The sequence below is a fragment of the Selenomonas sp. oral taxon 478 genome, from assembly GCF_001189555.1.
In the GTDB taxonomy this organism is placed as follows: Bacteria; Bacillota; Negativicutes; order Selenomonadales; family Selenomonadaceae; genus Centipeda; species Centipeda felix.
Genome location: NZ_CP012071.1, coordinates 487,436 through 513,672 on the forward strand (window position 1 = coordinate 487,436; position 26,237 = coordinate 513,672).

Annotated in this window: 17 protein-coding genes; 3 read left to right on the forward strand and 14 right to left on the reverse strand. The window is 55.4% G+C overall.

Annotated elements, in window-relative coordinates; genetic code table 11:
- Window positions 1-20 precede the first annotated feature (20 nt).
- Entirely contained in the window at window positions 21-1,685 is a 1,665-nt protein-coding gene (locus ADJ74_RS02435; protein WP_050341616.1) for a ShlB/FhaC/HecB family hemolysin secretion/activation protein, read from the reverse strand.
- A 245-nt stretch (window positions 1,686-1,930) separates the two neighbouring features.
- Between ADJ74_RS02435 and ADJ74_RS11455 the strand changes: the two genes are divergently transcribed.
- From ADJ74_RS11455 to ADJ74_RS02445, 3 genes are all read left to right on the forward strand, one after another.
- Complete coding sequence (locus ADJ74_RS11455) at window positions 1,931-2,056, forward strand: secretion protein HlyD (protein WP_071586108.1); 126 nt, start codon at window positions 1,931-1,933, stop codon at window positions 2,054-2,056.
- Between the two features lie 120 nt (window positions 2,057-2,176).
- Window positions 2,177-2,365: a hypothetical protein gene (locus ADJ74_RS02440; protein WP_039981351.1), complete on the forward strand. Its 189-nt coding sequence runs from the start codon at window positions 2,177-2,179 to the stop codon at window positions 2,363-2,365.
- A complete protein-coding gene (locus ADJ74_RS02445; protein ID WP_050341618.1) occupies window positions 2,362-2,838 on the forward strand; it encodes a low molecular weight protein-tyrosine-phosphatase in 477 nt (158 codons plus the stop codon). Before ADJ74_RS02440 ends, ADJ74_RS02445 begins: the two co-directional genes overlap by 4 nt.
- 220 nt (window positions 2,839-3,058) lie before the next feature.
- On the opposite strand, the gene ADJ74_RS02450 is transcribed toward ADJ74_RS02445, so the two are convergent.
- The 13 genes from ADJ74_RS02450 to ADJ74_RS02510 form a co-directional block, all read right to left on the reverse strand.
- Window positions 3,059-3,286 (reverse strand): PBECR4 domain-containing protein, encoded by a 228-nt coding sequence (locus ADJ74_RS02450; RefSeq protein ID WP_050341620.1) that lies wholly within the window; start codon window positions 3,284-3,286, stop codon window positions 3,059-3,061.
- Between the two features lie 350 nt (window positions 3,287-3,636).
- Entirely contained in the window at window positions 3,637-15,141 is an 11,505-nt protein-coding gene (locus ADJ74_RS02455) for a YDG domain-containing protein (RefSeq protein WP_050341622.1), read from the reverse strand.
- A gap of 151 nt (window positions 15,142-15,292) precedes the next feature.
- On the reverse strand, window positions 15,293-16,123 hold the full coding sequence (locus ADJ74_RS02460; RefSeq protein ID WP_050341624.1) for a PD-(D/E)XK nuclease family transposase: 831 nt from the start codon (window positions 16,121-16,123) through the stop codon (window positions 15,293-15,295).
- A 127-nt stretch (window positions 16,124-16,250) separates the two neighbouring features.
- Window positions 16,251-17,633 (reverse strand): flagellin, encoded by a 1,383-nt coding sequence (locus ADJ74_RS02465; RefSeq protein WP_009753861.1) that lies wholly within the window; start codon window positions 17,631-17,633, stop codon window positions 16,251-16,253.
- Between the two features lie 203 nt (window positions 17,634-17,836).
- Window positions 17,837-18,178, reverse strand: coding sequence for a hypothetical protein (locus ADJ74_RS02470; RefSeq protein WP_216594521.1), 342 nt, complete (start codon window positions 18,176-18,178; stop codon window positions 17,837-17,839).
- A 110-nt stretch (window positions 18,179-18,288) separates the two neighbouring features.
- Window positions 18,289-18,678, reverse strand: coding sequence for a biotin/lipoyl-containing protein (locus ADJ74_RS02475; RefSeq protein ID WP_006690221.1), 390 nt, complete (start codon window positions 18,676-18,678; stop codon window positions 18,289-18,291).
- Window positions 18,679-18,729: 51 nt separating this feature from the next.
- Window positions 18,730-18,867 (reverse strand): hypothetical protein, encoded by a 138-nt coding sequence (locus ADJ74_RS11345; protein ID WP_006690222.1) that lies wholly within the window; start codon window positions 18,865-18,867, stop codon window positions 18,730-18,732.
- Window positions 18,868-18,885: 18 nt separating this feature from the next.
- Window positions 18,886-20,415 (reverse strand): acyl-CoA carboxylase subunit beta, encoded by a 1,530-nt coding sequence (locus tag ADJ74_RS02485; RefSeq protein ID WP_009753858.1) that lies wholly within the window; start codon window positions 20,413-20,415, stop codon window positions 18,886-18,888.
- A gap of 68 nt (window positions 20,416-20,483) precedes the next feature.
- Window positions 20,484-20,900: a methylmalonyl-CoA epimerase gene (gene mce, locus ADJ74_RS02490; protein WP_006690224.1), complete on the reverse strand. Its 417-nt coding sequence runs from the start codon at window positions 20,898-20,900 to the stop codon at window positions 20,484-20,486.
- A gap of 42 nt (window positions 20,901-20,942) precedes the next feature.
- Window positions 20,943-21,884, reverse strand: a complete 942-nt coding sequence (gene meaB / locus ADJ74_RS02495; RefSeq protein WP_050341627.1) for a methylmalonyl Co-A mutase-associated GTPase MeaB — start codon at window positions 21,882-21,884, stop codon at window positions 20,943-20,945.
- Window positions 21,885-22,013: 129 nt separating this feature from the next.
- Window positions 22,014-22,409, reverse strand: coding sequence for a cobalamin B12-binding domain-containing protein (locus ADJ74_RS02500; protein WP_009753856.1), 396 nt, complete (start codon window positions 22,407-22,409; stop codon window positions 22,014-22,016).
- Between the two features lie 85 nt (window positions 22,410-22,494).
- Entirely contained in the window at window positions 22,495-24,141 is a 1,647-nt protein-coding gene (locus ADJ74_RS02505) for a methylmalonyl-CoA mutase (RefSeq protein WP_006690227.1), read from the reverse strand.
- A 107-nt stretch (window positions 24,142-24,248) separates the two neighbouring features.
- Window positions 24,249-25,745 carry an acetyl-CoA hydrolase/transferase family protein gene (locus tag ADJ74_RS02510; protein WP_050341629.1) on the reverse strand — a complete coding sequence of 499 codons (1,497 nt, stop codon included), beginning with the start codon at window positions 25,743-25,745 and terminating at the stop codon, window positions 24,249-24,251.
- Between the last annotated feature and the right edge of the window lie 492 nt (window positions 25,746-26,237).

Here is a 26,237-nt window from a genome sequence, read left to right on the forward strand (position 1 = left end):
CGCATCGCATCAATCGTTGCTTACCATATCTTGCCCAGCTGGAACCAGACGCGGCCGCGTGCGTTATTCTTCGGTGCGACCGACAAATCCGAACCGATGCGCCGTGCATAGTCGAGACGTGCAAACCAGTCGCCCGGTGCGCTGTATGCTGCCCCGATTCCCCAGCCGCGCAGCGACACGTGGTTGTCTCCCTCGCCCACCGGGCTCTTGCTCACGCGCACGACGCCCGTATCGTAGAACGTGCTGAGCGTCAATCCGCGCACAGGCGTATGGTAGCGCAGCTCCGCTGTGCCGAGCACGCCCTCATCGCCCGAGCCCTCGCCCTGTGCGTAGGCACGCACGCCATTCGGGCCGCCAAGGTAGAACTCCTCCGAGCTGTCGAGATTGCGGCTTGCCTTCTGCCCCGACACCTTCACGAGGAAATCCGTCGCGTGCCCAATCTTCTGCACGGCCGTCAGGTCGGCCTCGAGCTTGGCATACGTCCCCTCGTCGACATTGTTGACCATGCCGAGCACCGTGCTGTAGAACGAATCATAGCTCAACGTGCCAAGCGTCACATTCGTGCTGTAGTCAAGACTCAGCCCGCCCGACTGCTGCGAACCGATCAGCCCCGCGTAGATGCTGTGCGTATGCTTCTTTCCCTCGAGGTCAAACGCCGTAATGTCGTCCTCCAGATCGCGGTAGTTGTACCCATAACGCAGAGCGAGACTGCGGTTCGTCTGATGGAAAATCGGCACGCGTCCAAAGATCGTCACCGTCGTCGACTTGCCCTCTGCGCCGATCTTTGCGAGCTGTCCGCCGACCTCGTAGTTCATGCGCGAAATGCCCACACCGAGCGTCGAGCCGCCGCGTCCGACCACCGTCTCATAGTTCGCGTAGAAATTGCGCAGACTCCCATTGGAGATCAGCCCACCGACATTCACCTTGTCGCCCGTGCCCGACGGATCGTAGAGCGTCTCCTGCAGACCGTAGCGGTAGCGTCCCGTCGAGGGGCTGCCGTAGTTCTCCACATAGAAAATCGTATTGGACTCCTTCGAGTCCTCGATGCGCACCGTCAGCTTGCTCGTGCCGAACTCCCTGCCGGGGCTCAGCACACCCACGGCGCGCGCGCCTGTCGCATCCGACACCGAGTAGAGCGCCGTCTCGAGCTTATCCGTCGTGATGATGTCATCCGCCTTCAGCGCCGCAATGATACGCTGTGCCACGGGCGTCTTGAGGCGGCTGCGATTGTCAATCGTGATCTCATCATAGCGTCCCGGGATGATGCGCAGGACGACCGTCCCGTCCGGACTGTCCTGCGGCGGAAGGTACGCCGCCGCGGCGGGATAGCCGTGGGTACGGCAGTATGTCGTCAGCGCATCCACCGTACGGCGCAGATCGGCAATCGTCTTGCCCTTGCCCATCCCCTCCTGCAGGAGCGTGACAAGCGGCGCCTTGTCTAGATTCAGATCGGGCGCCTCCAGAATGAAGTTCTCCACCGTAAACGTCGCATCATAATGATCCTGTTGATACGTCGGCGTCCGATCCTCCACGCCGATCTCCGGCGTCAGCAGCTCACCTGCAATATCCGCCTCGGGCCGTGCAAGCGACGGCGCGGCATCTGCCGCCGTCCCCGCACAGAGCACCGCCGTGCAGAGCAGCGCCGCTGCGCCCCTATGCGCCTTCTTCCATCTGCGATGATACATTCCACTATGCACGATCGAACTCAACTCCTACATGATGCTGTCGAACACTCTTCCTCATCTGAGGTGCCATTATACTAGACACACAAATCCATTTATATTCTAACACCTTCATAAAAACATTTCAACTTTCGCAGTTCCGATTCAATACAGGATTCGTAAATAAAGTACGAAAGCTTAACATGTTCACGGTAAAACTTGGGAATTAAGGAATCGCTGATAAAATGAAGTCTGCCAGATTGGCGTAGATTTTTTGTCCGAACAAGGAGGAAAACCGGACGCATAGCAAAGGCTATGTGGAGGATTTTCCGCCGAAGTGCGGGCGAAAAAGATGCGTCAAGATGGTAGTGCTGAATTTATCAGTGCTTCCTTAAGCCATAATTTGCTATAATACGTATGGGAATATCTTCCGCCCGAACCCGGCAGAGATGAATTACAAAGAACTCGCTGATCGGACATCATTTTTCAAAGAACAGGAAAAGGGGGTAAGCTCTGTGTGTGAAATCATGGAAGAACTGATGGCAAGAGGTCGTCAGGAGGGACTTAGTAAAGGGCGCACGGAGGAGCGTCGGCACAATATCCTACGTATGCTGTCCAAAGGAAAATCAACAGCAGAGATCGCTGATCTGCTGGATATTCCCCTACACGAGGTTGAGTCACTGGCACGAGGAAAATCTGCATGACACAAAAAAAGAAAGACAAAGTAAATATTCTATTTGTCTGCCACGGCAACATCTGTCGCTCGCCGATGGCGGAGTTCGTGATGAAACATCTCGTTCGCGAGGCGGGACTGGCGGATCGCATCCGTGTCGCATCCAAGGCGCTCCATACGGATGAAATCGGCAGCGACACCCACCATGGCACGCGTGCCGTGCTGGACGCACACGCCATCCCATACGAGAAACGCAGTGCGGCGCTCATGACACGCGCCGACTATGACGCCTACGACATCATCATCGGAATGGACGAGGAGAACATGCGTGACCTCGCCCGCCTCACGGGCGGCGATCCCAAAGGCAAGGTACACCGCCTCCTCTCCTACATTGGCGAAAACCGCGACATCGCCGACCCGTGGTACACAGGGAACTTTGACGTGACCTACTGCGACGTGGATGCAGGATGCCGCGCACTGCTCGCGGAACTAGAGAAGCACTGATAAACACCTCATTTTATCAACGATCCCCTAGCAAAAGAACGCCCCATCGGTGGATTTCTCCGTCGATGGGGCGCTCTTTATCGTATTCATTTCATCGCATCCCGTATATCCTGCGGAAGCGCATCTTGATTGATTTCATGCACAATCTTCTCATCAACGTATACGCATGCCCACGCTTCTTTTGTTCCAGCGCGCTTAGAATATACTGCATAGACCTTCCTCAGCACATCTGAAAGAACACCTTCGGCGTCACCTGCTCTGCATAGCGAACTCCCGTCAAATGCGCAAAATTACTCTCCGAAAAAACAATCTGTTTCCATTCCGTCCCCGCTCCTGCAGAAGAATCTTGATAAATGACAGCAAACACTCGTCCCGCGAGTTTCTCACGATAAGCGATACTCGACTCATGTAGAATTTTTACTGTTTCGTCGCGGGTAAATTTCTTCATCTTTGCGAAACCACCTGACTATAAAAATTGGGGACATCCAAACGAATGCCCCCAACTATACCGATTTTACCGCCGCTCCCCGGCTTCCTAGCCCTCATGTCTAGGTCTTCTGTAGAGTTTTACCGTCGCTCTCCGACTTCTCAGCCCTTATGTCTGAGTCTTAATGTGGAGTTTTTCAGGTGTCGGCTCACCCTTTTCCTATATTATATAGCACACCAAGTCGTTTGACAAGAACGACTTTAGAGAAGCACTGATGAACACCTCATTTTATCAACGATCCCCTAGCAAAAGAACGCCCCATCGACACAGTATCGTCAATGGGGCGCTCTTTATTTTGTGTTTTGTAAATCTCAGCCGAATACCTCGTCAACGATGGTGTAGACCGTATCGTCAAGGACGTTGATATCGCTCCGCGTGATATCCTTTCCATCCCTCATCACATTGACGGCGGGCGGAACGGGATCAACCTGTGCCGTTGGCTTGCGGCTGTAGTGATTCGTGCGGTCGAGCGACGCATTCTCATACGCGTACTCGTCCGGCGTCATCTTGCTTACCTGCGTCATCGCCTTGTAGTACTCATAGTCGGGAATGTATGGACCGATGTAGAGTGCAGTGTCGTTTGCAGGATCTTGGATGAAGCGATAGTTCCGCGACACCGCGTCGCCGTCTTTTGCACCGTTCGGCGCATGGTACGTACCGTTCACGGCATAGTGTCCGACGCGCAGACGCGCATTCGGCGAACTATAGTCAATCGTGCCCGGAAGCTTTTCGTCCGGTACAATCTCCGGAACCTCATTATGACTAAGGTTTGTTCCCTGTGGCGTTCCCGTGTAGCTGGTGGGCAGTCCCTCATTGATCCAGCGTTCCTGCGGGTCAGCCTTCAGCACGATCTCCTTCGGCGTGATCTTGCCTAGCCCCTTGGCATTTGTCACCTCATCGCCCTTGCTGTCCACGATCTTATAGTTCGCGGCATCCGCTCCCGAGAGGCCAAGTGCATAGGCAACACCGACATCAGCAGTCGTGCCGTTCCCTTGGTTCCAGACACCGTCCTTCCATGCAACATTCTCGGTGTCATACGTTGCTGTGGTCGCATTCGACACATCATCGCCCGTGATGAGGGCACGCTTCGCCGCATCATTGGCATGACGGAATCGCATGAGTCCGTCGCCGCTCTGCGTGATGAGATTGCCGTCGGCATCCCGCGCCGCATTCACAATGCCGCGCGTGCCGTCATACTCCTTCGTCAGGTACGGCAGTGTCTCCGCCGTGATCGCTCGGCGGTTGATCTTGCCCGCGCCATCGCCACGGATTTTTCCGTCCCAACCGTTCTCAAAATCGAAGTTCTGCTTGCTCAGCTGCACCTCGTACTGCACACCGCGGCTGTTCTCGCTCGCATCCTTGCTGCGTTTTCCACCCGTCGGCTGATACGTCCCCTTAATGTCCGCGATATCCTTGTCCTGCAGGGCAAAGGGCTTCCACCCCTCCGCGCGGGGCAGGCGCATACGGCTATCCGATCGATCGAGGCGCGACCGTGCGTCGTTTACGGCATTCGTGCCATCGTACTCCTTTACCGCATCCTTGAACTTCATGCGGAAATCGCTCTCGCGCACGCTTGCCTTCGTAATCCGGCCCTTGCCATAGCCCGTTTCATCGAAGTCATAGTTGCCCGCATCATTGCCGAGCAGTGTACGCATCGCATCACCCAGCTTGCGGTACTGCACATCCTTCGGCGGCTCGCCGGTCTGATTTGCGTCGGCGTTTTTCGTAAAGGCACTGTCGGTTCTGCCGTAGCCGTAGTCGCTCGGCAAGGTAATGTCGTTATTTGCCGCATCACGCAAGATCAGCTGCTCGCCGCTGGGATTCACACCATCGCGGCGCATCGTCGCACGCGCATCCGCGTCCTTCACGAGCGCAGTCACATCCGTGTTCGTGCTCGTCCCGTCGTATGCACGCGACACATCACCGAACGTGATATCGAGGCGGCGCGGTGTAATCGTATTGTTGTTCGTCGAGGTCTGAGAGATCACATTTCCGCGTTGGTCGACAAGCTCATAGTTTCCTGCATGGGCAGCATCGACAGCAATATTATAGTTGACTTTCTTGTTGGGTTCCGCCTTCTTATCCTCAAATGTCGCCGTCGAGATATTCTGCACGCCGTCATTCGTGAGAAGCCCGCGATCGCCGTTCTCTTCCTCCAGCTGCACGATGTCCGCCCCCGACGTAACCTGATTTCCACGATAGTACGTCTTGATCGTCGGGTCGCCGCTGTCATAGACCTTGAGCGTTCCGTCATACTCCTTCGTCAGCTGTCCCGGCGCATACGCCGTGACCTGCCGCTTCGTGATGACGCCGTTCGCCGTCTTTGTGATTGGCCCCGTGATGTCAAAATTGCCGCCTGTATAGTTCAGTGTGTAGGTCACGTGCGGCTGCGCACCACCCGCCACATTCGGCGTGTCGTAGTGCGTCGATGCCTCATCGGCGCGAATCGTGAGCTCGTTCTTGATGTCAATCGGCGTACCATTGATGTTCACCGTCGCACTCGTGAGATAGTTCTTGAGTGCGTCCGGCGTATTCTGCCCATTGTACTTGACCTTCGTCGTGCCGTCATAGACCTTTGTGGCATCTGCGAGCGTCAGACCGTTTGCAATATCATTCGGCGTGATCGTACGCGGTGTGATCTTGCCCTTGCCCGACACCGTGTCGCTGTCCACGCGATAGTTTCTCGCCGCGCTGCCCGCATGGTTGTCGGCGTAGTTCTTAAATGCCGCCTTCACACCGCTGTACGCGATATCCTTGTCGAGGATCGTGCCGTCCGCCGCACGGCTGACGTTCGGATCGGAGTAAAGCCCGTCAATCTTATCCGCCGCCGTCTGGTCGAAGTCAAAGTGATCTGCCGTCTTCGCGAATCCATTGAGTTTCAGCTTATTCGCCGCCGGATGCGGTGCCGTCGTCGAACCATTGGGGCGAACAACCGTCCGTGTGCCGTCATAGAGCTTGTCGATGTTGTCCACGCCAACCGTTAGCGTCTTCTTGTAAATATCCGCTGCGCGTCCCGTCACCGTATGCGTAGTATCGTGCCCGTCAATCGTGTAGTTAGCAAGCGTATCCGCATCGCCCGAGAGGGTCAGTTTGTAGTCCACCGTGCGCCCATTGGGTGCAGTGGACAGATGGACTCCGTTTTGTGCATTGGCTTTCGTCTCTGCCGAGGCATCCTTATCGCTGTATGTGCCCTCGACTTTGAGTTGGATCTTGCCCTGATCTTCCTTGACAATATGGGTGATATTCTCATTCGCCAGTGCGTTGACATAGTCGCGGTTCGTCTCGTCAAATGTCTGCTGCCCATCGTACTCCTTGATGAGGTGGGTCGGGAGCAGTGTCGCAAGGTCGCGCTTCGTAATGGTGTCACCTGTATGATCCACGTCGCGGGTACGTGTACCCGAAAACTCAAAGTTCGTCGTATTGATTGTTACATTGTACTTGATGCCGTTCGCATGCGCAACGTTCTCATTGTTGTACTGTGCACTGTTCAGGCTGATATCGGTAAGGTTGATCGGCACCGTATTCCCGCCGCCAAGATCCAGTGTGCTGTTCTGGAAATATTTCTTGACGTGCGTCATGTCGGTGTAGTTCCGCCCGCCCTCACTCCAAACAACATCCTTCGTGCCATCGTACATCTTCGTGGCGTTACTGATGTTGAACCGGAAATCATTTGCCGTGACCGAGCGCTTTCGGATCGTACCCTTGCCATATGCAGTATCTGCAACCGTATAGTTGTTCGCGAGTGCGCCCGTGAGTACGCTCCGGACATTCGTATACCGGACATCCTTGCCGCGCTCGACAACATTGCCGTCCGCATCGGTGACAACATTCGGATCACTGTGGAACATCGCATCCGTATCGCCCGCACCGTAGAGACTGTTCACACTCCCCGTTGCAGAGCCAAAGGTCGCACTCGTAATGTTGTCTGCCGCAAGTGTCGCAGCCCCCCGCCCGTCGGAATTGCCCGCCATCACGGAGTTGATCGTCTTTGTATTGTTGGTCGCCGTCGTATCGTACGGCTTATCCACATCCGCAAAGCCGAGCGTCATCGCGCGCGGTGTAATCGTACCCGTCGCCGTGACGTTGTTCAGCCCTGTCTCGGCATCGACCTCCGTCGCACCGTACTTGAGCGTGTAGTTCTTGCCCGCATCACCGCCGATCTTGACCGTGTAGTTGATATTCTGCGACGTGACCGCGCCACCGCCATTGCGTGCAACATTCTTGTCCGCATACTTTGCGGTCACCTGCACGGTCGCATCAGGCGTTCCGTCCGCTTTGCGCACGAGTTTGTTATCATCTGTCGTGCCCGCCGCATAGACGACATTGCCCTTTGCATCGTGATCGACAAAGGCGTTGTAGTGAAGCTCGTCCGTATTGTGTACCTTGTCCGTCGCATCATAGATCTTGTTGATGTCCGACGTTTTCTTCAGACCGAGGTTCAACACGCGGCGGTCAATCGTGCCCGTGTCTGTCATCTCGAACTCATTTTTGCCCGAGATTTCGATGTTGTTGCTTTTCAAACGGAACTTGTACGTCACCGTATCCGGTGTCCCATTTGTCGCATTCGGACTAGAATAGTGCGTCCCCGCTTCATCAATTTCAAGATCGCCGCGCAGATCAGCCGTATGCCCACCGCCGAGGTTCGCTGTCGCCGTGGTGATATAGTTCTTTACATCCGCCTGAGCGCTCGAACCGTTGTACTTCACCGTCCTAGTGCCGTCATAGACCTTATGTGCGCCCGTGGTGGCAAAGGTGATATCCGACGTATTGATATTCGCTTTCGTGATCGTGCCCGTACCGTAGCCGTTCGTCGCAAACTCATAGTTGTTCGCACCGAACGCCGTACCCATCGCCGCACCAAGCCCCGCATACTGCACAGACTTCGCGCCCGCATTCGGATTCGCCTGGAACGTCGCATCCATCGTGCCCGTACCGTACCGACTCGTAATGCCCGTCAGACCCGTGAGATTCGTTCCGCTGACATTGGCAGAGCTATCCTCACGGAGCACCGCTGCATCATCACCCGAGACAGACGGCGTGGTCGTATTGTTCGTCTCCGTGCCGTCATAGGACTTCGATACAGGCGCAAACGTCACGTCCACCTTACGCTTTGTGATTGTGTTATTCGTCGTCGAGAAATTGCCGTTATTATCCGCGCCGTTATATTTCAGATTGTAGTTGCCAGCATTGGCACCATCGATCGCGAGCGTGTAGTTCACGGTTTTGCCCGTGCCCGCGTTCTTGTCCGCATACACGGCGGTCGTCGTGTATGTTGCGCCATCGTTGCCGGTCAGCCCCGAGAGCGACACCTGATCATTGAGCGCGCTGCCCGTGATGACATTGCCCGCCGCATTCTTCACTACCGTTGTTGCATCATAGGTCTTTGAGAGCGGATTCCTGACCGTTGCGGTGACATCCTTCTTCGTGATAACGCCGTCGCCCTTCGTCGTGAACGAGGTGACACCCGTCCCGAGGGAGAAGTTCCCATTCGTTCCGGTATAGCTCAGCTTGTACGTGACGCGGTCAGTCGCGCTACCGCCGTCCACATCCTTCGTATCATACTTCGCCTCCTCGAGCTTTAGATCGCCGAGGATATCCACCGCAGGAGCAGAGCCGACCGTCACCGTCGCGCTCGTAATATACTTCTTCTGATCGATGGTCGTGCTCGAACCGTCCGTCCACTTGACATCCCGTGTCCCGTCATAGACCTTCTCCGCCTGACGTTTGGTAAAGGTAATCGAATTGTCATTCAGCTCATACGGCGTGATCTCGCCAAGCCCCTGTGCCGTAGATGCAAGCTTATAGTTCCCCTCATCCGCACCGCCAAGGGTAAGACCTGAGTAGTTGATCCAGTTCTTCTGAACCTTATCCTTCTCTGTTCCCTCGGTCGGCGTCCACGTATTGACACCATCACCGTTGACGTTCTTACTCTGGAATGCTTCGTTATGCGTGGCAAGGTTGACCGTATCGCCCGCGATCACCGCGCCCGCCGTAAAGCCGACCTGCGCCGGTGTAACGGTCGGGTTCGTCGCATGGTCGACACTCGTCGTACCATCGTAGACCTTCGTGATCTTTGCAAACGATCCCGTCAGATCCTTCGGCGTGATCTTTCCTGTCGCCGAAAGTTCGAGTCCTGACTCTGCGTCTGTGACCGTGCCGCCCTTCTTAAAGGAGTAGTTCGTCGCGTTGCCGTTGATCGCGACCTTATAAAGGATATCCTTGTCTACAATATTGCCGCCGCTGCGCTTGACATTCTTGTCTGCAGAGCCGCTTTCCATATAGTTCGACGTGATATTGAAACTCGTCCCGTCCGTAGTAACAAGTTTATCCTTGGCCGTTGACCCTGTCGCATAGCGCACATTTCCCGTGCTGTCGCTGTCCCGCAGCGCATTCCAATTCTTTGTCGCCGTGTTCTTGAGCGTGGTCGCGCCGTCATACACCTTGTCGATGCCGGAATTCTGCACGAGGTTGAGACTGAGGGTGCGGCGGGTAATGCTGCCATTCCCCGAGACCTTGCCCGTGCCGTTCTCAAGCGCAACACCATTCAGTGTATAGTTCCTGATCTTTGTGGCATCCCCTGTAGCCTCCACATTGTAGAGCACCTTTGTCGCAGTCGCAACATTCGCCGTTGGATTGTCGCTGCTGTCCGCAAACTGCGCGCCCTGCGAACTGAGTCGGAAGAACACGTCGTTCTGATCGGTGGCAATGATGCCCGTCGCAGGCCCGGAGTTGGGTGTCAGATGGTCGCCCGTTTTCAGCGTATAGCTGCTCGTGCCGTCATAGACCTTCGTCGCGTTTGCAATATTGCCGTTCGCATCCCGCACCTGGAAATTATTCGGGGAGATGTCGCGGCGGTTGATCGTTCCCTTGCCGTACACCGTATCATCGACCGTATAGTTGCCCGCCGTGGTCGACCCGAACTCATTCTTGAACGCGTTGCGCATATTCGTATACTGCACATCATGCGGCGTACCGTTGCTTGCATTCACATTTTCGCCAAATGTGGCATCCTTATTTCCACGCCCGTATGTACTGGTCGTCGTCGTATTGGCAGGGCTGACCATCCCCTGATACCGGTTCGTGAGACGGGTCGCCGTGACGTTGTCGACACCGAGGACATCCGCAAGCACAGAGCTTGCGGGATCATCCGTAAAACCTGTGACCGTCGCGGAGGTGTTTCCCGCCGTGCCGTCATAGGTCTTCGACACATCGCCCATCTTGACCTTCAGCTTGCGCGGTGTGATCTTGCCCGCATTGGCAACCGTGATAGGCACATTCATCGTTACAGTCGTGGCGGCACCCGATCCGCTCTTCGTACTGATGACATTGTTGCCCGCATCGACGATCTGATAGTCGTCCGCATACATACCCGTCAGTTTTCCAGTATAGGTGACGGACTTGGTGGTAACATTGCCGCTGCCATCGTACGCGACATCCTTGGTCGCATATACTGCCGTGGAGTCGTTCGTACGCTTCTCCGTCGTACCACCATGCACAGCCCATCCCGTAAAGTTGACGACTGTATCACCCTTGACGACATTTTGATTGCCGTCCGTATGTGCGGTGAGTCCGTCGTAGACCTTCTCAATCTGCTGTGTATTTGCACGCAGCGAAGCAGGGGTAATAGACCCCGTAGTAGACACCCTACCGGGATTATTTGCATTCACTGTTTCGAGATTGCGCTTCGAGACCGTTGTGCCGAACTCGTAGTTCGTGAGCGGATTTTCGGTCGGATTGGTTGTCGTCGCAATGACCTTGTAGGCGATTTTTTCCGCCTCCGAAACATGGCTTGTCTCCGTCGTGCCGTCCGCCTTTGTGAAATTCGCAGCGCTCGGATCCAACAACTCGAACTTCACCTTGTTCTGATCCACACTCACGATGCCCGTATCGCCGATCGCGGGTGCATTCGCAGAGAGATAGACAGAGCTGTCCGGTCTATAGTTCGAGGTACCGTCATAGACCTTCGTCGCTGTTGCGAGCGTATTGTCGCTCGTCTTGTAGACATTGAACGAAGAAGGATCGATGCGGCGGCGCGTGATCGTTCCATCGCCGTACTGCTTCGCATCGAGCTTGTAGTTCGTGCCGAGTGAGTTCGTCAGACCCGCATACTCTACACTGCGGCTGCCCGCATTGCGGTTCTCGGCGAATGTCGTCACCGTCTTATCGCCGTAGCGGCTGGTCACGCCCGCCGTGCTCAGACTGCCGACGCCGACACTGTCCGCATTCAGGACAGCCTTGTTCAGCCCGTCGTCCAGATCACTTGCCGTGATCTGCGTGTTCGTCACCGTACCGTCATAGATCTTCGTCACATCGGCGAACTTCACCTTGACGGGGCGCGGCGTAATCGTGCCCGTATATGCGCCCGTAAGCGTCTTCGTAGTCTCAATCGGCGTTACACCCACCGTACCGAGGGTATAGTTCTGCGCCTCCGCTCCCGATCCGGGATTGAAGGACGCATAATAGGTGACACTCTGCGTCGTCGGATTGCCGCTGCCGTCGAGAACAACGTTCTTTGTCGCATACTTCGCCGTCGAGGTATTTGTGCGCGCCGTATCTCCTGCGACCCACCCAGAGAGCGTGACGAGATCATCACCCTTGATGATGTGACGCTTGCCGTCGGTCTGGTCGTCCATTGCGTCGTAGACCTTCGTGATATGCTGATTCACAACAGTCGCCGTGAGAGCCTTTGGCGTGATCTTGCCCGCGCCCGTCGCATGGAACGTACTGCCAAGATCCTTCTTGGTCGTACTGTCCATGATGTAGTAGTCGGAGAGGCGGTAGTTGGTCGCGTCATCCGTATGCCCCGTCACCTCATAGGCGAGCTTTTCGACATCCCGCACATTCTTGCTATAGGTGGTGCCGTCACTCTGCGCGAAATGTCCCTTGCCGCCTGTGAGTGCAAATGTGATATGGTTGCGGTCGCGTTCAACCAGCCCCGTCGTGCCACCGGTCGCGGCATTCGAGGAGAGATAGACATCGGAGGTCGGCGTATACTCGTCGTTGCCGTCGTAGACCTTTTTCGCATCGACCTTTGCATGGGTCGTCTTATCATAGACGTTGAAGTTGTCCCTGAGGATCTGGCGCGGGATAATCTTGCCATCGAGGTAGACATTGCCGCCTGTGACCGCTGTCTTTGTCCCACTCGCAGGCGTATAGTACAGCGCATAGTTGCCCGCGTCATTGCCCTGCAGCCCGACATTCGTGTACTGGAGCTTGTGTTCACCCGCATGGAGCTGCTCCACACCCGCCGCGTTCGTATACTTCGGATCGCCTACGTTTGTGAGTGCAACATCATCCCGCGTGGTATCATCGTCGCCCGTCATGATCGCGCCGTCGGGCATCGTCGGCGTACCTGCGTTGATCTGCGCGAGAGTCAGACCTGTCTTGGTGTCGTCCAGATTGATGTTCGGGGGCGTATTGGTCTGCAGCATCGCAGTGTCGAGCACCTTGGATGTACCGTCATAGATTTTGTCGTCTGCCGTCTTTTTTTGGATCGTGAGATAGAGCGGTGCCTTGGTAATGGTAGCCTTGCCCGTCAGGTTGCTGAGGGAGCTGCCGACAAACGTATAGTTCCCTGCATCTGTGCCGCTGAAACCGATCTCCCCCGAAAACTTAACATCGTGCGTACCGACATTTCTGGTAGCATTTCCACTACCGTCAACCATACGGGCCTTGAAAATTTTTCCCGGTTTATTAAAATCAAGTTGAACCGAGCCCGCAGCAATATCCTCTTCGGTAAATCCCGAGGAGGTGATACGGCCGCTCGTGAGCGCATCACGGAATGCCTTGGTCACGTCGCTCTTTCCGTTATACATGCGTTTCGGATTGATATTGCCGCTGTTAAGGCGGACATCACGCGGCGTGATTGTGACATTGACCCCACTCAGATTCGGGCCGTCCTGATCCGACCAGAGCATTGCCTTCGTCCCTGCGTTGCGGATGCCGTTCGTGCGGTCGTAGTCCTTCGTACTGCTGTTGACGTAGTCAATGACACGGCTCGTATCCGCACCCGCACCAAAGCTGACATTCGCCTTTGTCCCTGCGGCGGTTGGATTCGCCGTAGAGCCGTCCACAACCTTCATATAGTAGCTGTTGTACTCCGCCGTGATATCCTTGCCATCATTACTCTTGACCGTGTTGCCCGTATCGTCCTTGGGCGTTCCGTCCGGCTTGAAATAGCGATAGTTGTACGTCGCCGTCGCTGTCCCACTCATAAATGCCGTCAACATCGGCGTAGTACGCCCCTCGTAGATACGCCACGTCGCACCGGGCGCCCCCGTGTTGTTGATATCAAAGCCGGCATAAGAACTCGCCGCGGTCTTAGGTCTTTTAGGGATTGTGCCTGTCTCTTTGAATTTAGTTACCAATCCCGTAGAGGTATCAACTAAATATGTATTCGTCGCTATATTTTGGTTCAGCCCTGATTGATTCGTTGCAAGTCTAGGATTAGTACCAGTCACATAGCTATTTCTAACTGTTGTTCCATTGGACGGAGCTATGAAATAAACCAGTTCTGTCCCTATCGTTCCGGCAATCTTGCTTGCATCGCTATAGGTATTGCTTATTACAGTCCCTAATCCTGACGTTCCTATGACGGCACCGCCTTCACCTATGCGGGCTTTACTATAAACACCGTCAAGCGTCGTGCTTGCCGTTGTCTGCCCGACAATACCACCATGTTGACCTGCTTCGCCATCTACTTGACTATCTTTTATATAGACATTTTTAATTTTCGTTCCGCTCGCGTATCCAATAAGACCTCCCGCCCATCGATCTTGGTTTCCAGTTTTATCGCCGGTGACCATCGCTCCTGTAACACCAACGTTCTCAATACGAGATCCACTGACCTGGCCAAATGGAGCAGTATATGTCCCGCCCGTAATCGTAAAGTTTTGCAGCTTAAAGAAATTCCCATCGAACTTTCCCGTAAAGGGTGTTGTCCCTGAACCGGCAATGGGGGTTATTGATCCACCCAAGAAATCAATATCGTTCTCGAGCATATAATTCTTTGTGAGACCATTCTTGATATTCTGGAACTCTGTTTTATTAGCGACAAGCTGATAATATTCTGGGCTGACCCCCGCCGGATTGCCAGTCGTTGGATTGACCTTATAGTTCGTCGGCACAGTGCCTCGATAACCGATATGGGCATAGCCGCCGTTTGCTGTATCCGTATGGAGCACAACGGGATTCGTTGTATGCACATTTGCCGCATTGAGGAAGCGGATGTTCTTGCCGTGCACCTCGACGGTATTCGCCGTGATCTTGCCCATATTGACGACATCGGAAAGACCGGCGGCACTCGCACTGAGGGGTGATACGTTGTTCGCCATATCTGCATCAGTGTTTACCGTACTGGTATCCTGCGTGGAGACGTAGAGATTCCCTACGTTCACGGATGCTGTCTTGCCGAAGATTACGCCGTTCGGATTGACGATGTAGACGTTCTTTCCGCCCTCGATCTTACCATTGATATTCGAGGTGTTCGCGCCCGTGACGATATTCAGATAGTTGTTGGTCTGCGTGACATTATTTGTGTTTACGTCATAGTCATAGCGCACACGTTCTCCGCTTGCGATAGAGTAATCCCGCCACTCGATCACCTTGTTAGGATTTGAGCCAACCGAAACGATATTCGTATCATTTCCAACCTGCGTAATCGTGGCATTTACCGTATTATCAGTATTCTTACTAACAACGCTCCCACCCGTCGGCGCGGCAAAGCCGACCTGCGGAATCAAAAAAGCGCCCGCCATACCGGCGATGATTGCATAGCGCACACGCTGTGTCAATTCCCGTGTCCGATACTTTCCCATGATTCCGATCTCCCATCTGATGCGATATTTCTCATCTATATTTATCGAAAGTTATAGCTCATTTTATAATAGCATAGATGCGTGAAGAAGACAAGAAATCCCGTCGAATCGTCCTAGGACCATTCGACGGGATTGATCTGTTATGTGCTCATCAAAGCATCGCCTTGTAGCGTTCCTGGTTGATCTTTGGAATAGCAAGCATATCCATCGCCTTTTCCGCTGTGAGTTTGCAAGTAGTCATCACGGCGCGTATCGAAGATAGACGTTCCTGCTCGATCCCTTTTTCGATCCCCGCTTCTCTGCCCTGCTCATATTCTTCCTTCAGCAGCTGTTCCCATAACGCACTCACGTGGCTCACTCCTTCCTCGTTCTGCTTGAATGCTCTCGTCCGCTGTGCAAGAACATCGTAGTACATCTTCTCCGGCTGGGCGCAGCGAAAGTCGTGCATCAACCGCCCCAATGATGTCGATGTGTCTGTCATCGCACTATTTACATAGATAATGTGCGAGCCGTCGTCAAACACATTACTGTATCCCTCTATCATACGACGAATCACGTAGAGAGGTTGTCCGAAGCCAAGGACATCGGTCTCCGTGATAAATATAACATACGACTCAGGCAGTTTCTCATAGTCCACCCCTGCCGGCAGTGCATTCGCATCCATGATACTGCTGTGATAGCGTGCTCTGCGTGGATCTGCCCCGCTCTTTGCACGTTGGATTTCGATGTTAAACTCACGTCCGTCAGCAAATGCGTGCACATCGAGCCGTACATCATGCCCGCGTAGATTCTTCACCGTATCCTGCGTAATAACACGCTCTGCACGAAGATTGGGCTGATCGAGAATAATCTGCAAGACCAAATCTACGCACGGGAGACTGTCTTGAAAGACTGCGGTCATAAAGACATCATCAAGAAGTGTAAAACTCTGAATCACTTCTTGATAGCGCATGCGTCGTGCTTCATCCAAATCTCGTGCCATCAAATCGCCCCTATGACTATTTTAGCCGATTCTATTCCTGCGTGCAAGATCGAAAGAGAAAAGCCTCCCCCGCTGTTGCGGGGGAGGCGAACCGCCTCAGCGGTAGTGGACACAAGCCCATGATATTTTACTTTAACAAGCTGAGCACTGTGCTCGAGTTCTGGTTTGCCTGCGCAAGCATCGCCTGTGCCGCCTGCGTGAGGACGTTGTTCTTCGTGTACGCCGTCATTTCCTTCGCCATATCCGCATCGCGAATGGTTGACTCTGACGCCTGCACGTTCTCCGAGGCAACGACGAGGTTGTTGCTCGTATATTTGAGACGGTTCTGTACCGCACCAATTGCGACCGCCTGATCAGTTGCGCGAATCAGCGCGTTTTCAAAGACATTAATCGCAGCATTTGCCGCTTCCTTTGTCGTGACCTGTACCTTTGGTCCGCCTCCAACAACATCTATTGTAACCGGTGGTGTAACTGTGGGAACAACGTGATTCCATCCTCTTCCGTCCGAGGACTGCAGACCAAGAGCCGCTGAGCGCATATCAGTGAAGCCAATTTTAACTGCCTGATTCGCACGCGTTCCCGTCTGTAGAACGAGTGAGTTATCTGGGGAAGGATTCTGTGCGCGTACGGTCTCCTTAAAGGCATCAAGAACCGCATTAACCTCATTGCGCATTTTTCCTGCCTTGTCGGTGACAGAAAAGGTGATTGCCGTAACCTGTCCATCGACCCCTTCACCAAACGCTCGAATGGTGAGTGCATTCTGGTTATCCGGCGTATATACCGTTCGTCCGTATTCATCTACGCCAACATCTGGACCAGTACTATGAAAAGATGCATGCTGAGACGTAATAAGACCGATCATATTTGTGATTGTACCCGTACCGATTGGAGAAAGGGTACCTGTATAGGTAACACCATTTTTTACCCAAGAGGCTGTAAGAGTATCACTTGGATCAATGCCTACAGCATTTCCATCTCGTCGTTTGAGACGCGCTAATTGAGTTAGACCATTCGTATCGGTTGCCAGACTCATATTTGTGAAACTTGTTTGCGTTCCTAATCCGGCTTCCCCACGAACTAAGCCATTCTTCGAACCATCAATCAGATACTTCCCATTGTACGTCGTCAAGGCATTCTCATCGATCTGGTCGATCAGCTTATCGACCTCTTTCTGGATGAGTCTGCGGTCCTCGTCCGTATTCGTATCGTTCGCAGCGTTGATCGCCTTTTCCTTCAGGGTCTTGAGAACCTCGATGGTGGACTGCACAGCGCCCTCTGCCGTACGCAGAAGTGCTGCACCGTTCTTTGTATTCTTATCATCCTGATCGAGGGAGCGCACCTGCACGCGCATCCGCTCGGAGATCGCCATCCCCGAGGCGTCGTCGCCGGCACTGTTGATCTTCATGCCCGAAGAGACCTTTTGCAGGCTCTGTGACAGCGCGCTCTGATTCTTGTTCAACGTGTTGAGCGTATTCACCGCCGACATATTGTTTTTGACCACCATCGCCATAAAGACTGCCTCCCTGACTGTTATCTATGGTTCGTCCATGCCATTCTATGATTGCATAAATAGACGGAATCCACCGTCCTAATATTTTTATCGACGAAAGGAAGGGACAACTTAAGAATGTGCTATTATTTTATTTTCATTCTTTCTTCCGTACGACACGATACACAGGACATCACGCGACTCATCTGATTTTGTCCTGATCATCAGGAGAAAACCATGCCGTTTTCCTGGGCAAACGCGCGCAGTTCATCCTCCGGCACCTCTGCGATCTGAGCTGCTGTATGGAGTGGTGTGCCTGCCCGCATAAAGCGCAATGCGGTATGAAGCGTGCCAGCCTGGCGCCCCTCAGCTCGCCCCTCAGCTCGCCCCTCGGCTCGCCCGCGCCGCATTCCCTCTTCGATGCCAGCACGGTGTTGTTTCTGGTATTCCATATAGAGTGTCATGTATTCCCGCCTCATTTCGTCCTGTCGTTTGACACGCTCAACTTCCTGCTCTATTTCCTGTACGAGTTCGCTCTGTGCCTTCTGTCCATCAACGAATTTCACAATTGGCTTGTATCTTCTGCTCTCATTATAGATAATCCCTTCCCTTCGGTCAACATAAGCATCAAAAAAGGAGCCCCTTGCGGGACTCCCAATGTTTTTGATAAAAGAGCTTAGCCAAGGATGACGAGCGAGTCACGCACCTTGACCGACTGGCCAGCCGTGACGTTGATCGCCTTAACCGTGCCGTCAGCATCTGCAGCAATCTCGTTCTGCATCTTCATCGCCTCGAGGATAAGGAGCGTGTCGCCTGCCTTGACCGACTGACCGACCGAGACCTTGACCTCAACAATCTTGCCCGGCATCGGTGCGTCCACCGAGCGCTCACCGGCAGCAGCAGCCTTCGGTGCGGCAGCGGGAGCAGCCGGAGCAGCAGCCTTCGGCGCAGCAGCCGGAGCAGCGGCCTTCGGTGCCGCAGCGGGCGCAGCAGCACCCGCAGCGCGCACTTCCTCAACCTCAACTTCATAAGCAGTGCCGTTGACCGTGATGTTGAACTTTTTCATGTGTGATTCCTCCAACGCTAAAATTGACAATACTCTTATCCCGCAGGACGCTCAGCGCCTGCTGCGGTTGGCAAGCGTCCAGACCTCGGCGGGTTTGACGCTCACAGCAACGACCTTGTTGCCCGTCGTCGCCTGGACGGCGGCGGTAATGGCGGCGATGACTTCGGGCGCCACATTGTTTGCAGCCATTCTATCCCTCCTGCTGAATCAAAGCGGAATGTTCCCGTGCTTCTTCGCGGGGTTGTCCTCACGCTTGCTCGAAAGAGCGTTGAGTGCCGTGATGATGTAGGGGCGCGTCTCGCTCGGCGTGATGACCATGTCGATGTAGCCGCGCTCTGCCGCCTTGTACGGGGTTGCGAACTCCTCGATGTACTCTGCCGTACGTGCCTCCTTGTCGGGATCCTTGCGGAAGATGATGTTTGCCGCACCCGCAGGTCCCATGACGGCGATCTCAGAGGTCGGCCATGCCATGACCTGATCGGCACCCAGCTCGCGGTTGCACATGGCGATGTAGGAACCGCCGTACGCCTTGCGCGTGATGACCGTGATCTTGGGTACGGTTGCTTCGCTGTATGCGTAGAGCATCTTCGCGCCGTGGCGGATGATGCCGCTGTACTCCTGATCGACGCCCGGCAGGAAGCCCGGTACGTCGACGAGGTTGACGAGCGGGATATTGAACGCATCGCAGAAGCGGATGAAGCGCGAGGACTTGTTCGACGCGTCGACATCGAGGCAGCCTGCCATGACGTTCGGCTCGTTTGCAATGATGCCGACGGTACGTCCGTCAAAGCGTGCGAAGCAGCAGATGATGTTCGTTGCGAAGTGCTGATGCACCTCGTAGAACTCGCCGTTGTCGACGAGGCTGCGGATGACATCCTTCATGTCGTACGGTGCGTTCGGGTTGTCCGGCACGACCGTGTTGAGGCTCTCATCCTGACGATTCGGATCGTCGCCCGTCTCCACGCGCGGCGTTTCCTCCATGTTGTTGCTCGGGAGGAAGGAGAGCAGGTAGCGGATCTGCTCGATGCAGTCCTCATCGTTCTCCGCCGCAAAGTGTGCGACGCCGGAGCGGGAGTTGTGCGTCATCGCACCGCCAAGCTCCTCCGCCGTGACCTCCTCCGCCGTGACGGATTTGATGACGGCAGGTCCGGTGATGAACATCTGGCTCGTGTTCTTCACCATGAAGATGAAGTCCGTGAGTGCCGGGCTGTAGACCGCGCCGCCCGCGCAGGGTCCCATGATGACGGAGATCTGCGGAATGACGCCCGATGCCTTCGTGTTGCGGTAGAAGATGCCGCCGTAGCCCGAGAGCGCATCGACCGCCTCCTGGATGCGTGCGCCGCCCGAATCGTTGATGCCGATGCAGGGTGCGCCCATCTTCATGGCGAGGTCCATGACCTTCCAGATCTTATGTGCGTGCTTTTCGCCGAGCGAGCCGCCCTCGACCGTGAAGTCCTGCGCAAATGCGTAGACGAGACGGCCGTCAATCGTGCCGTAGCCCGTCACAACGCCCTCGCCGGGCAGTTCCTTTTTCTCCTGTCCAAAATTGGTGCAGCGATGGCGCACGAACATGTCGAGCTCGACGAAGGTGTCCTCATCGAACAGCAGGTTCAGGCGCTCACGTGCAGTGAGTTTGCCCTTGCTGTGCTGCTTTGCGATGCTCTTTTCACCACCGCCCTGCATGAGATGCTCTTTTTTCGCCAGCATCAGCTCAATTTTTTCCTGGACTGTGGACATTCTATCCCTCCTGTATCTCTGTCAAATCCTCGGGTTGCCCGAGGAGATCAACTGCGGCAGTATGCTGCTCAGCGATCCGGATGCTCACAGATTTCGAGGAGAACGCCCTTCGTCGCCTTCGGATGAAGAAAGGCGATCTTTGCGCCGCCCGCACCGATGCGCGGCTTCTCGTCGATCATGCGGACGCCCTTCGCCATGAGATCAGCAATGGCGTTCTCGATGTTGTCGACGCGCAGGGCAACGTGCTGGATGCCCTCGCCCTTCTTCTCGATGTATTTTGTGATCGGGCTGTCAGGCGCCGTGCCGATCAGCAGCTCAATCTCACTGCCGTTCGGCGTCGGATGGAAGGTCGTCGTGACCTTCTGCTCTGCGACGGTCTCCTGATTCGTGCAGGGAATGCCGATGATGTCCGACCAGAGTTTCTTTCCTTCTTCGAGATCCTGTACGGCAATGCCGATGTGATCTACACCAAGAATTTTGAACATGTCAAACTTCCTCCTTGGAGAAGTGCGTCTCTGCGCACTCACTCACTTCGTTAACATTTCGCTCATGACCCCGCCCACTACGGTGTAAGGGTCGGTCTCATGTGCCTTGATTCGCGCCACATAGTCGTCCAGTCGTCCCGTATCGACGATGCGGCTCTCGATGCTCCGCCGTACGCCCGCATGGAGGATGTCGAGCATCTCATCGCGCGTGCGGCGGGTGCGCCGCTCGGCAAGCACGCCGTTCTCCTCGATGTGGCTGCGGTGCTCCTCGATTGTGTCGACGAGCTCCGTGATGCCTTCGCCGCGGTTCGCGACGACCTTGCGGATGGGCGGACGCCAGTCAGACATGTGATCGTCCAGATCGAGCATCATGTTGATCTCACGGACGAGCTTGTCTGCCCCGTCGAGATCGGACTTGTTGATCGCGAACACGTCGCCGATCTCCAAAATGCCCGCCTTGATCGCCTGAATGTCATCGCCCATGCCCGGAATCAGCACAACCATCGTCGTGTCCGCCGCCCGCACAATATCCACCTCGGACTGCCCGACGCCGACGGTCTCGACAAAAATGACATCTTTGCCGAACGCATCCATCGCCTTGACCGCATCTGCCGTCTTGTGGGAGAGGCCGCCGAGGCTGCCGCGTGTGCCCATGCTGCGGATGAAGACGCCCTCGTCGAGCGTCAGGTCATTCATACGGATGCGGTCGCCCAGTATGGCGCCGCCGGAAAAGGGGCTTGTGGGGTCGACGGCAATGATGCCGACGGTCTTTCCGCGCTTTCTGTACTCCTTGGCAAGCTTATCCGTCATCGTGCTCTTGCCGGCACCCGGCGGACCCGTGATGCCAAGGACGTAAGCATGACCGGTATGCGGATAGAGCGCCTTCATGATGTCGGTGGCATCCGCCCGCTCATTCTCGATCGCCGTAATGGCGCGCGAGAGTGCCAGGCGATTTCCCTTCAGCACCTCGGCTGCAATATCCATACGCCCACCTCCTTCGCGCTGTGATTTCATAAGAACATAGGGAATGGATGACCGGACAATCGGATTGCCTGTCATCCATCCTTTCAGGAAAGCACCGCACGAGGCAGTGTCTCCAAGCGAATCAGGCGCTTATGCCTTCACATGTTCCTTGATGAAATTCACAACGTCGCTCGTCGGTGTGCCCGGCGTGAAGACCTCGGCAATGCCCGCTGCCTTCAGTGCAGGGATGTCGCCCTCGGGGATGACGCCGCCGCCGATGACGAGGACGTCGTCCATTCCCTTGCCGCGGATGAGCTCGACAACCTTCGGGAAAAGATGCGGATGCGCACCCGAGAGGATGCTCAGCGCAACGACGTTGACGTCTTCCTGCAGAGCAGCCTCGGCGATCTCCTCCGGCGTCTGGCGAAGTCCCGTGTAGACGACCTCAAAGCCGGCATCGCGCAGGGCGCGTGCGACGACCTTCGCGCCGCGATCATGACCATCCAGACCCGGTTTTGCAACGAGCACTCTGATTTTTTCTGCCATTTTTCTATTCCTCCTGAACGGAGCCGCCGCACGCCTCGTGCGGCGTCCCCTGTGCATTCATCCAACAGCCGTTCGCGCGTACCGCTTAGAGATTGACGTGTGCCTCGTACTCGCCGAACACCTCACGCATGACACCGCAGATTTCGCCGAGTGTCGCGTAGGTCTTGACCGCTGCGAGGATATGCGGCATGAGGTTCTCGTGCTCGTCGGCGCAGGCCTTCTTGAGCGCGGCAAGGGCTGCCTGAACGGCGGCGTTGTCGCGCTTTGCCTTCATGGCCTCGACCTTTGCCTTCTGCTTCTCGCCGACGGAAGCGTCCACCTTGAGGAGGTTCTTCGGAGCTTCCTCCTCCACTTGGAACTTGTTGACGCCGACGATGACGCGTGCACCGGACTCAACGTCCATCTGCCACTTGTACGCGCTGTCCTGGATCTCTTTCTGGATGTAGCCCTTCTCAATCGCCGCAACCGCGCCGCCGAGATCGTCGATCTTCTTGATGTACTCCCACGCCTCTTTCTCGATGCGGTTCGTCATCGCCTCGACGTAGTAAGAGCCGGCGAGCGGATCAACCACATCGGCAAGTCCGCTCTCGTACGCCACGATCTGCTGCGTACGGAGGGCAACCATGACCGACTCCTCCGTCGGAAGCGCGAGCGCCTCGTCACGGGAGTTCGTATGGAGCGACTGCGTGCCGCCCATGACCGCCGCTGCGGTCTGGAGCGCGACGCGGACGATGTTGTTGTTCGGCTGCTGTGCGGTGAGCATCGAGCCTGCCGTCTGCGTATGGACGCGGAGCATCATGGATTTCGGCTTCTCTGCATGGAAGCGCTCCTTCATGACCTTCGCCCAGATACGGCGGGAGGCGCGGAACTTCGCAACCTCCTCGAGGACGTTGTTGTGTGCGTTCCAGAAGAAGGAGAGGCGTCCGGCAAACGCATCGACGCTGAGGCCTGCCTTGATCGCAGCCTCAACGTAGGCAATGCCGTCCGCGATGGTGAATGCAATCTCCTGCGATGCCGTGGAACCGGCCTCGCGGATGTGGTAGCCCGAGATGGAGATGGTGTTCCAGTTCGGGACGTTCTTGGAGCAATATTCAAAGATGTTTGTGATGAGGCGCATAGACGGGCGCGGCGGGAAGATGTACGTACCGCGTGCCGCATACTCCTTCAGAATGTCATTCTGGATGGTGCCCTTAAGCTTGTCCGCCGAGACGCCCTGCTTCTCTGCCACAGCAATATACATTGCGAGCAGGACGGATGCAGGAGCGTTGATCGTCATGGACGTGGAGACCTTGCCGAGATCGATCTGATCAAAGAGGATCTCCATATCGGCAAGGGAGTCGATCGCGACGCCAACCTTGCCGACCTCGCCCTCGGAGATCGGATCCGTGGAGTCGTAGCCGATCTGCGTTGGGAGGTCAAATGCACAGGAAAGTCCCGTCGCACCGCTCTCGATGAGGTAACGATAGCGCTTGTTGGACTCCTCCGCCGTGGAGAATCCTGCGTACATGCGCATCGTCCAGAAGCGTCCGCGGTACATCGTCGGCTGCACGCCGCGCGTGTAAGGATAGACGCCGGGGAAACTGATGTCCTCTGCATAGTCCGTCTCCTGGATATCGAGCGGGGTGTAGAGCCCCTGCTCGGGGATGTGCGGACGTGCCGGGAACTTTGCCGTGGCTTTTTCTACGGCAGCATTGTACTTGTCAAGCTCCGCCTGGATCTTTTCATTGCTCATGAAAGTCTTCTCCTTTACCTTTTACAGTTCTCATTGGGTTATATAATATATACTGTGGACGGGAGCGCAGATGCCGCGCTCCCGAAAGCACCGATGGATACGTCGGATTACTTCTGCATCGAGCCCGTTGCGAGGAAGCGCTGATGGAAGGACAGCGCCTCGTCCAGCAGATGCGGTGTCTGTGCGCCCTTCGTTGCGGCAAGGGCGCGCTCGTAGTAGTCGAGCAGGAGCGGACGGAAGTCCGGGTGTGCGCAGTGGTTGATGATCTCGAGGGCACGCTCACGCGGGCACTTGCCGCGCAGGTCGGCAACGCCCTGCTCCGTGATGACGACGTCCACGTCGTGTGCGCCGTGGTCGACGTGCGAACAGAACGGAACGATGGACGAGATCTTGCCGCCCTTTGCCTCGGACTGCGTATAGAAGATCGTGAGGTAGGCGTTGCGTGCGAAGTCGCCACTGCCGCCGATGCCGTTCATCATCTTTGAGCCCGTGACGTGCGTGGAGTTGACGTTGCCGTAGATGTCGACCTCGATCGCCGTGTTCATCGCAATGACGCCGAGACGGCGGACAACCTCAGGGTTGTTCGAGATTTCCTGCGGACGGAGCATCATGATCTTCTTGTACTTGTCGATGTCCTTGTAGAAGCGCTGGAGCCCCTCAGGCGACGGCGAGAACGCCGTGCCGGACGCAAATTTCAGCTTGCCCGCATCGGCGAGGTCGAACATGCCGTCCTGAATGACCTCGGTATAGACCTCGAGATCCGTGAAATCGGAGTTCACAAACCCGGCGATAACGGCGTTCGCCACATTGCCGACGCCCGACTGCAGGGGAAGCAGTCCCTTGGGCATGCGCCCCTCGGCGATCTCCTTTTTGAGGAAATCCACCGTGAACGCGCCCATTTTGCGTGCAATATCATCGACCGGCGCAAGAGCGCGGGTCTTGTCCGTGATGTCGCAGGGAACGATGTATTTGATTTTCTCATGCGGACATGGAATGAACGTCGTACCGATGCGGTCGCCCGCCTTTGTGATGGGGATCGGGAGACGGTTCGGCGGATCGAGCGGGATATAGATGTCGTGCATTCCGACGAGTTCCATCGGCTGGCTCGTGTTCACCTCGACGATGACCACGTCTGCGCTCTGGACAAACGACGGCGTGTTGCCGACCGAGGTGGAAGGGATGATGCCCTCCTCCGTGATGGCGACCGCCTCCACGAGGGCAACATCGATCTTGCCGAGGAAGCCTTCGCGCGACTGCTGTGCCACCTCGGAGAGGTGCATGTCGATATAGTTGATCTTGCCGGAGTTGATGGCGCTGCGCAGTGCCGTGTTCGTCTGGTACGGGAGGCGCTGCTTGATCCCCTCTGCCTCTGCGAGTGCACCGTCGAGCTCAGGGCCCGTCGAAGCCCCCGTCCAGATATTTACTTTGAACGGATTCTTCTTCATGCGTTCAGCGATGGCAAGCGGCACTGCCTTCGGATAGCCGGACGGAGTGAAGCCGCTCGCGCCGATGGTCATACCGTTGGCAAAGTACTCCGCTGCCGTCTCCGCACTTACAATACGATCCGTCAGGGACTTCGGTACGCGATCGGAAATATCGATCATAGAATAACCTCCCTCAGATACAGCGGACAGTACGCGGAACACACGAACTATCACAGCACATGTCTCATGACTGTGATTTTTAGGAAACACTGATAAAATGAGGTCTGCCAGATTGGCGTAGATTTTTTCGTCCGAACGAGGTGGAAAACCGGACGCAGAGTGGTGCTCTGTGGAGGATTTTCCGCCGAAGTGCGGGCAAAAAAGATGCGTCAAGATGGTTGTACCGAATTTATCAGTGCTTCCTTTATTTCATGTTTTCCTTACCGCCGTCACCCATGAATACTCTCCTGACGCAGTCGGCATATAATTTTGACAGCAATCTTGAATCCCTCTGTTTTCTCGTAAATCCCCCGTAAATAGGGGCTGTATGGGGTATCCGAAATAACTGTAGATTATCGTACCTCTCTACGCCAATTATATCTTTCCTAAGAATATCACGAAAAAAAAATGCCGTCAAGATTACATTGACGGCATTTTCTGTGAATTTGTGAA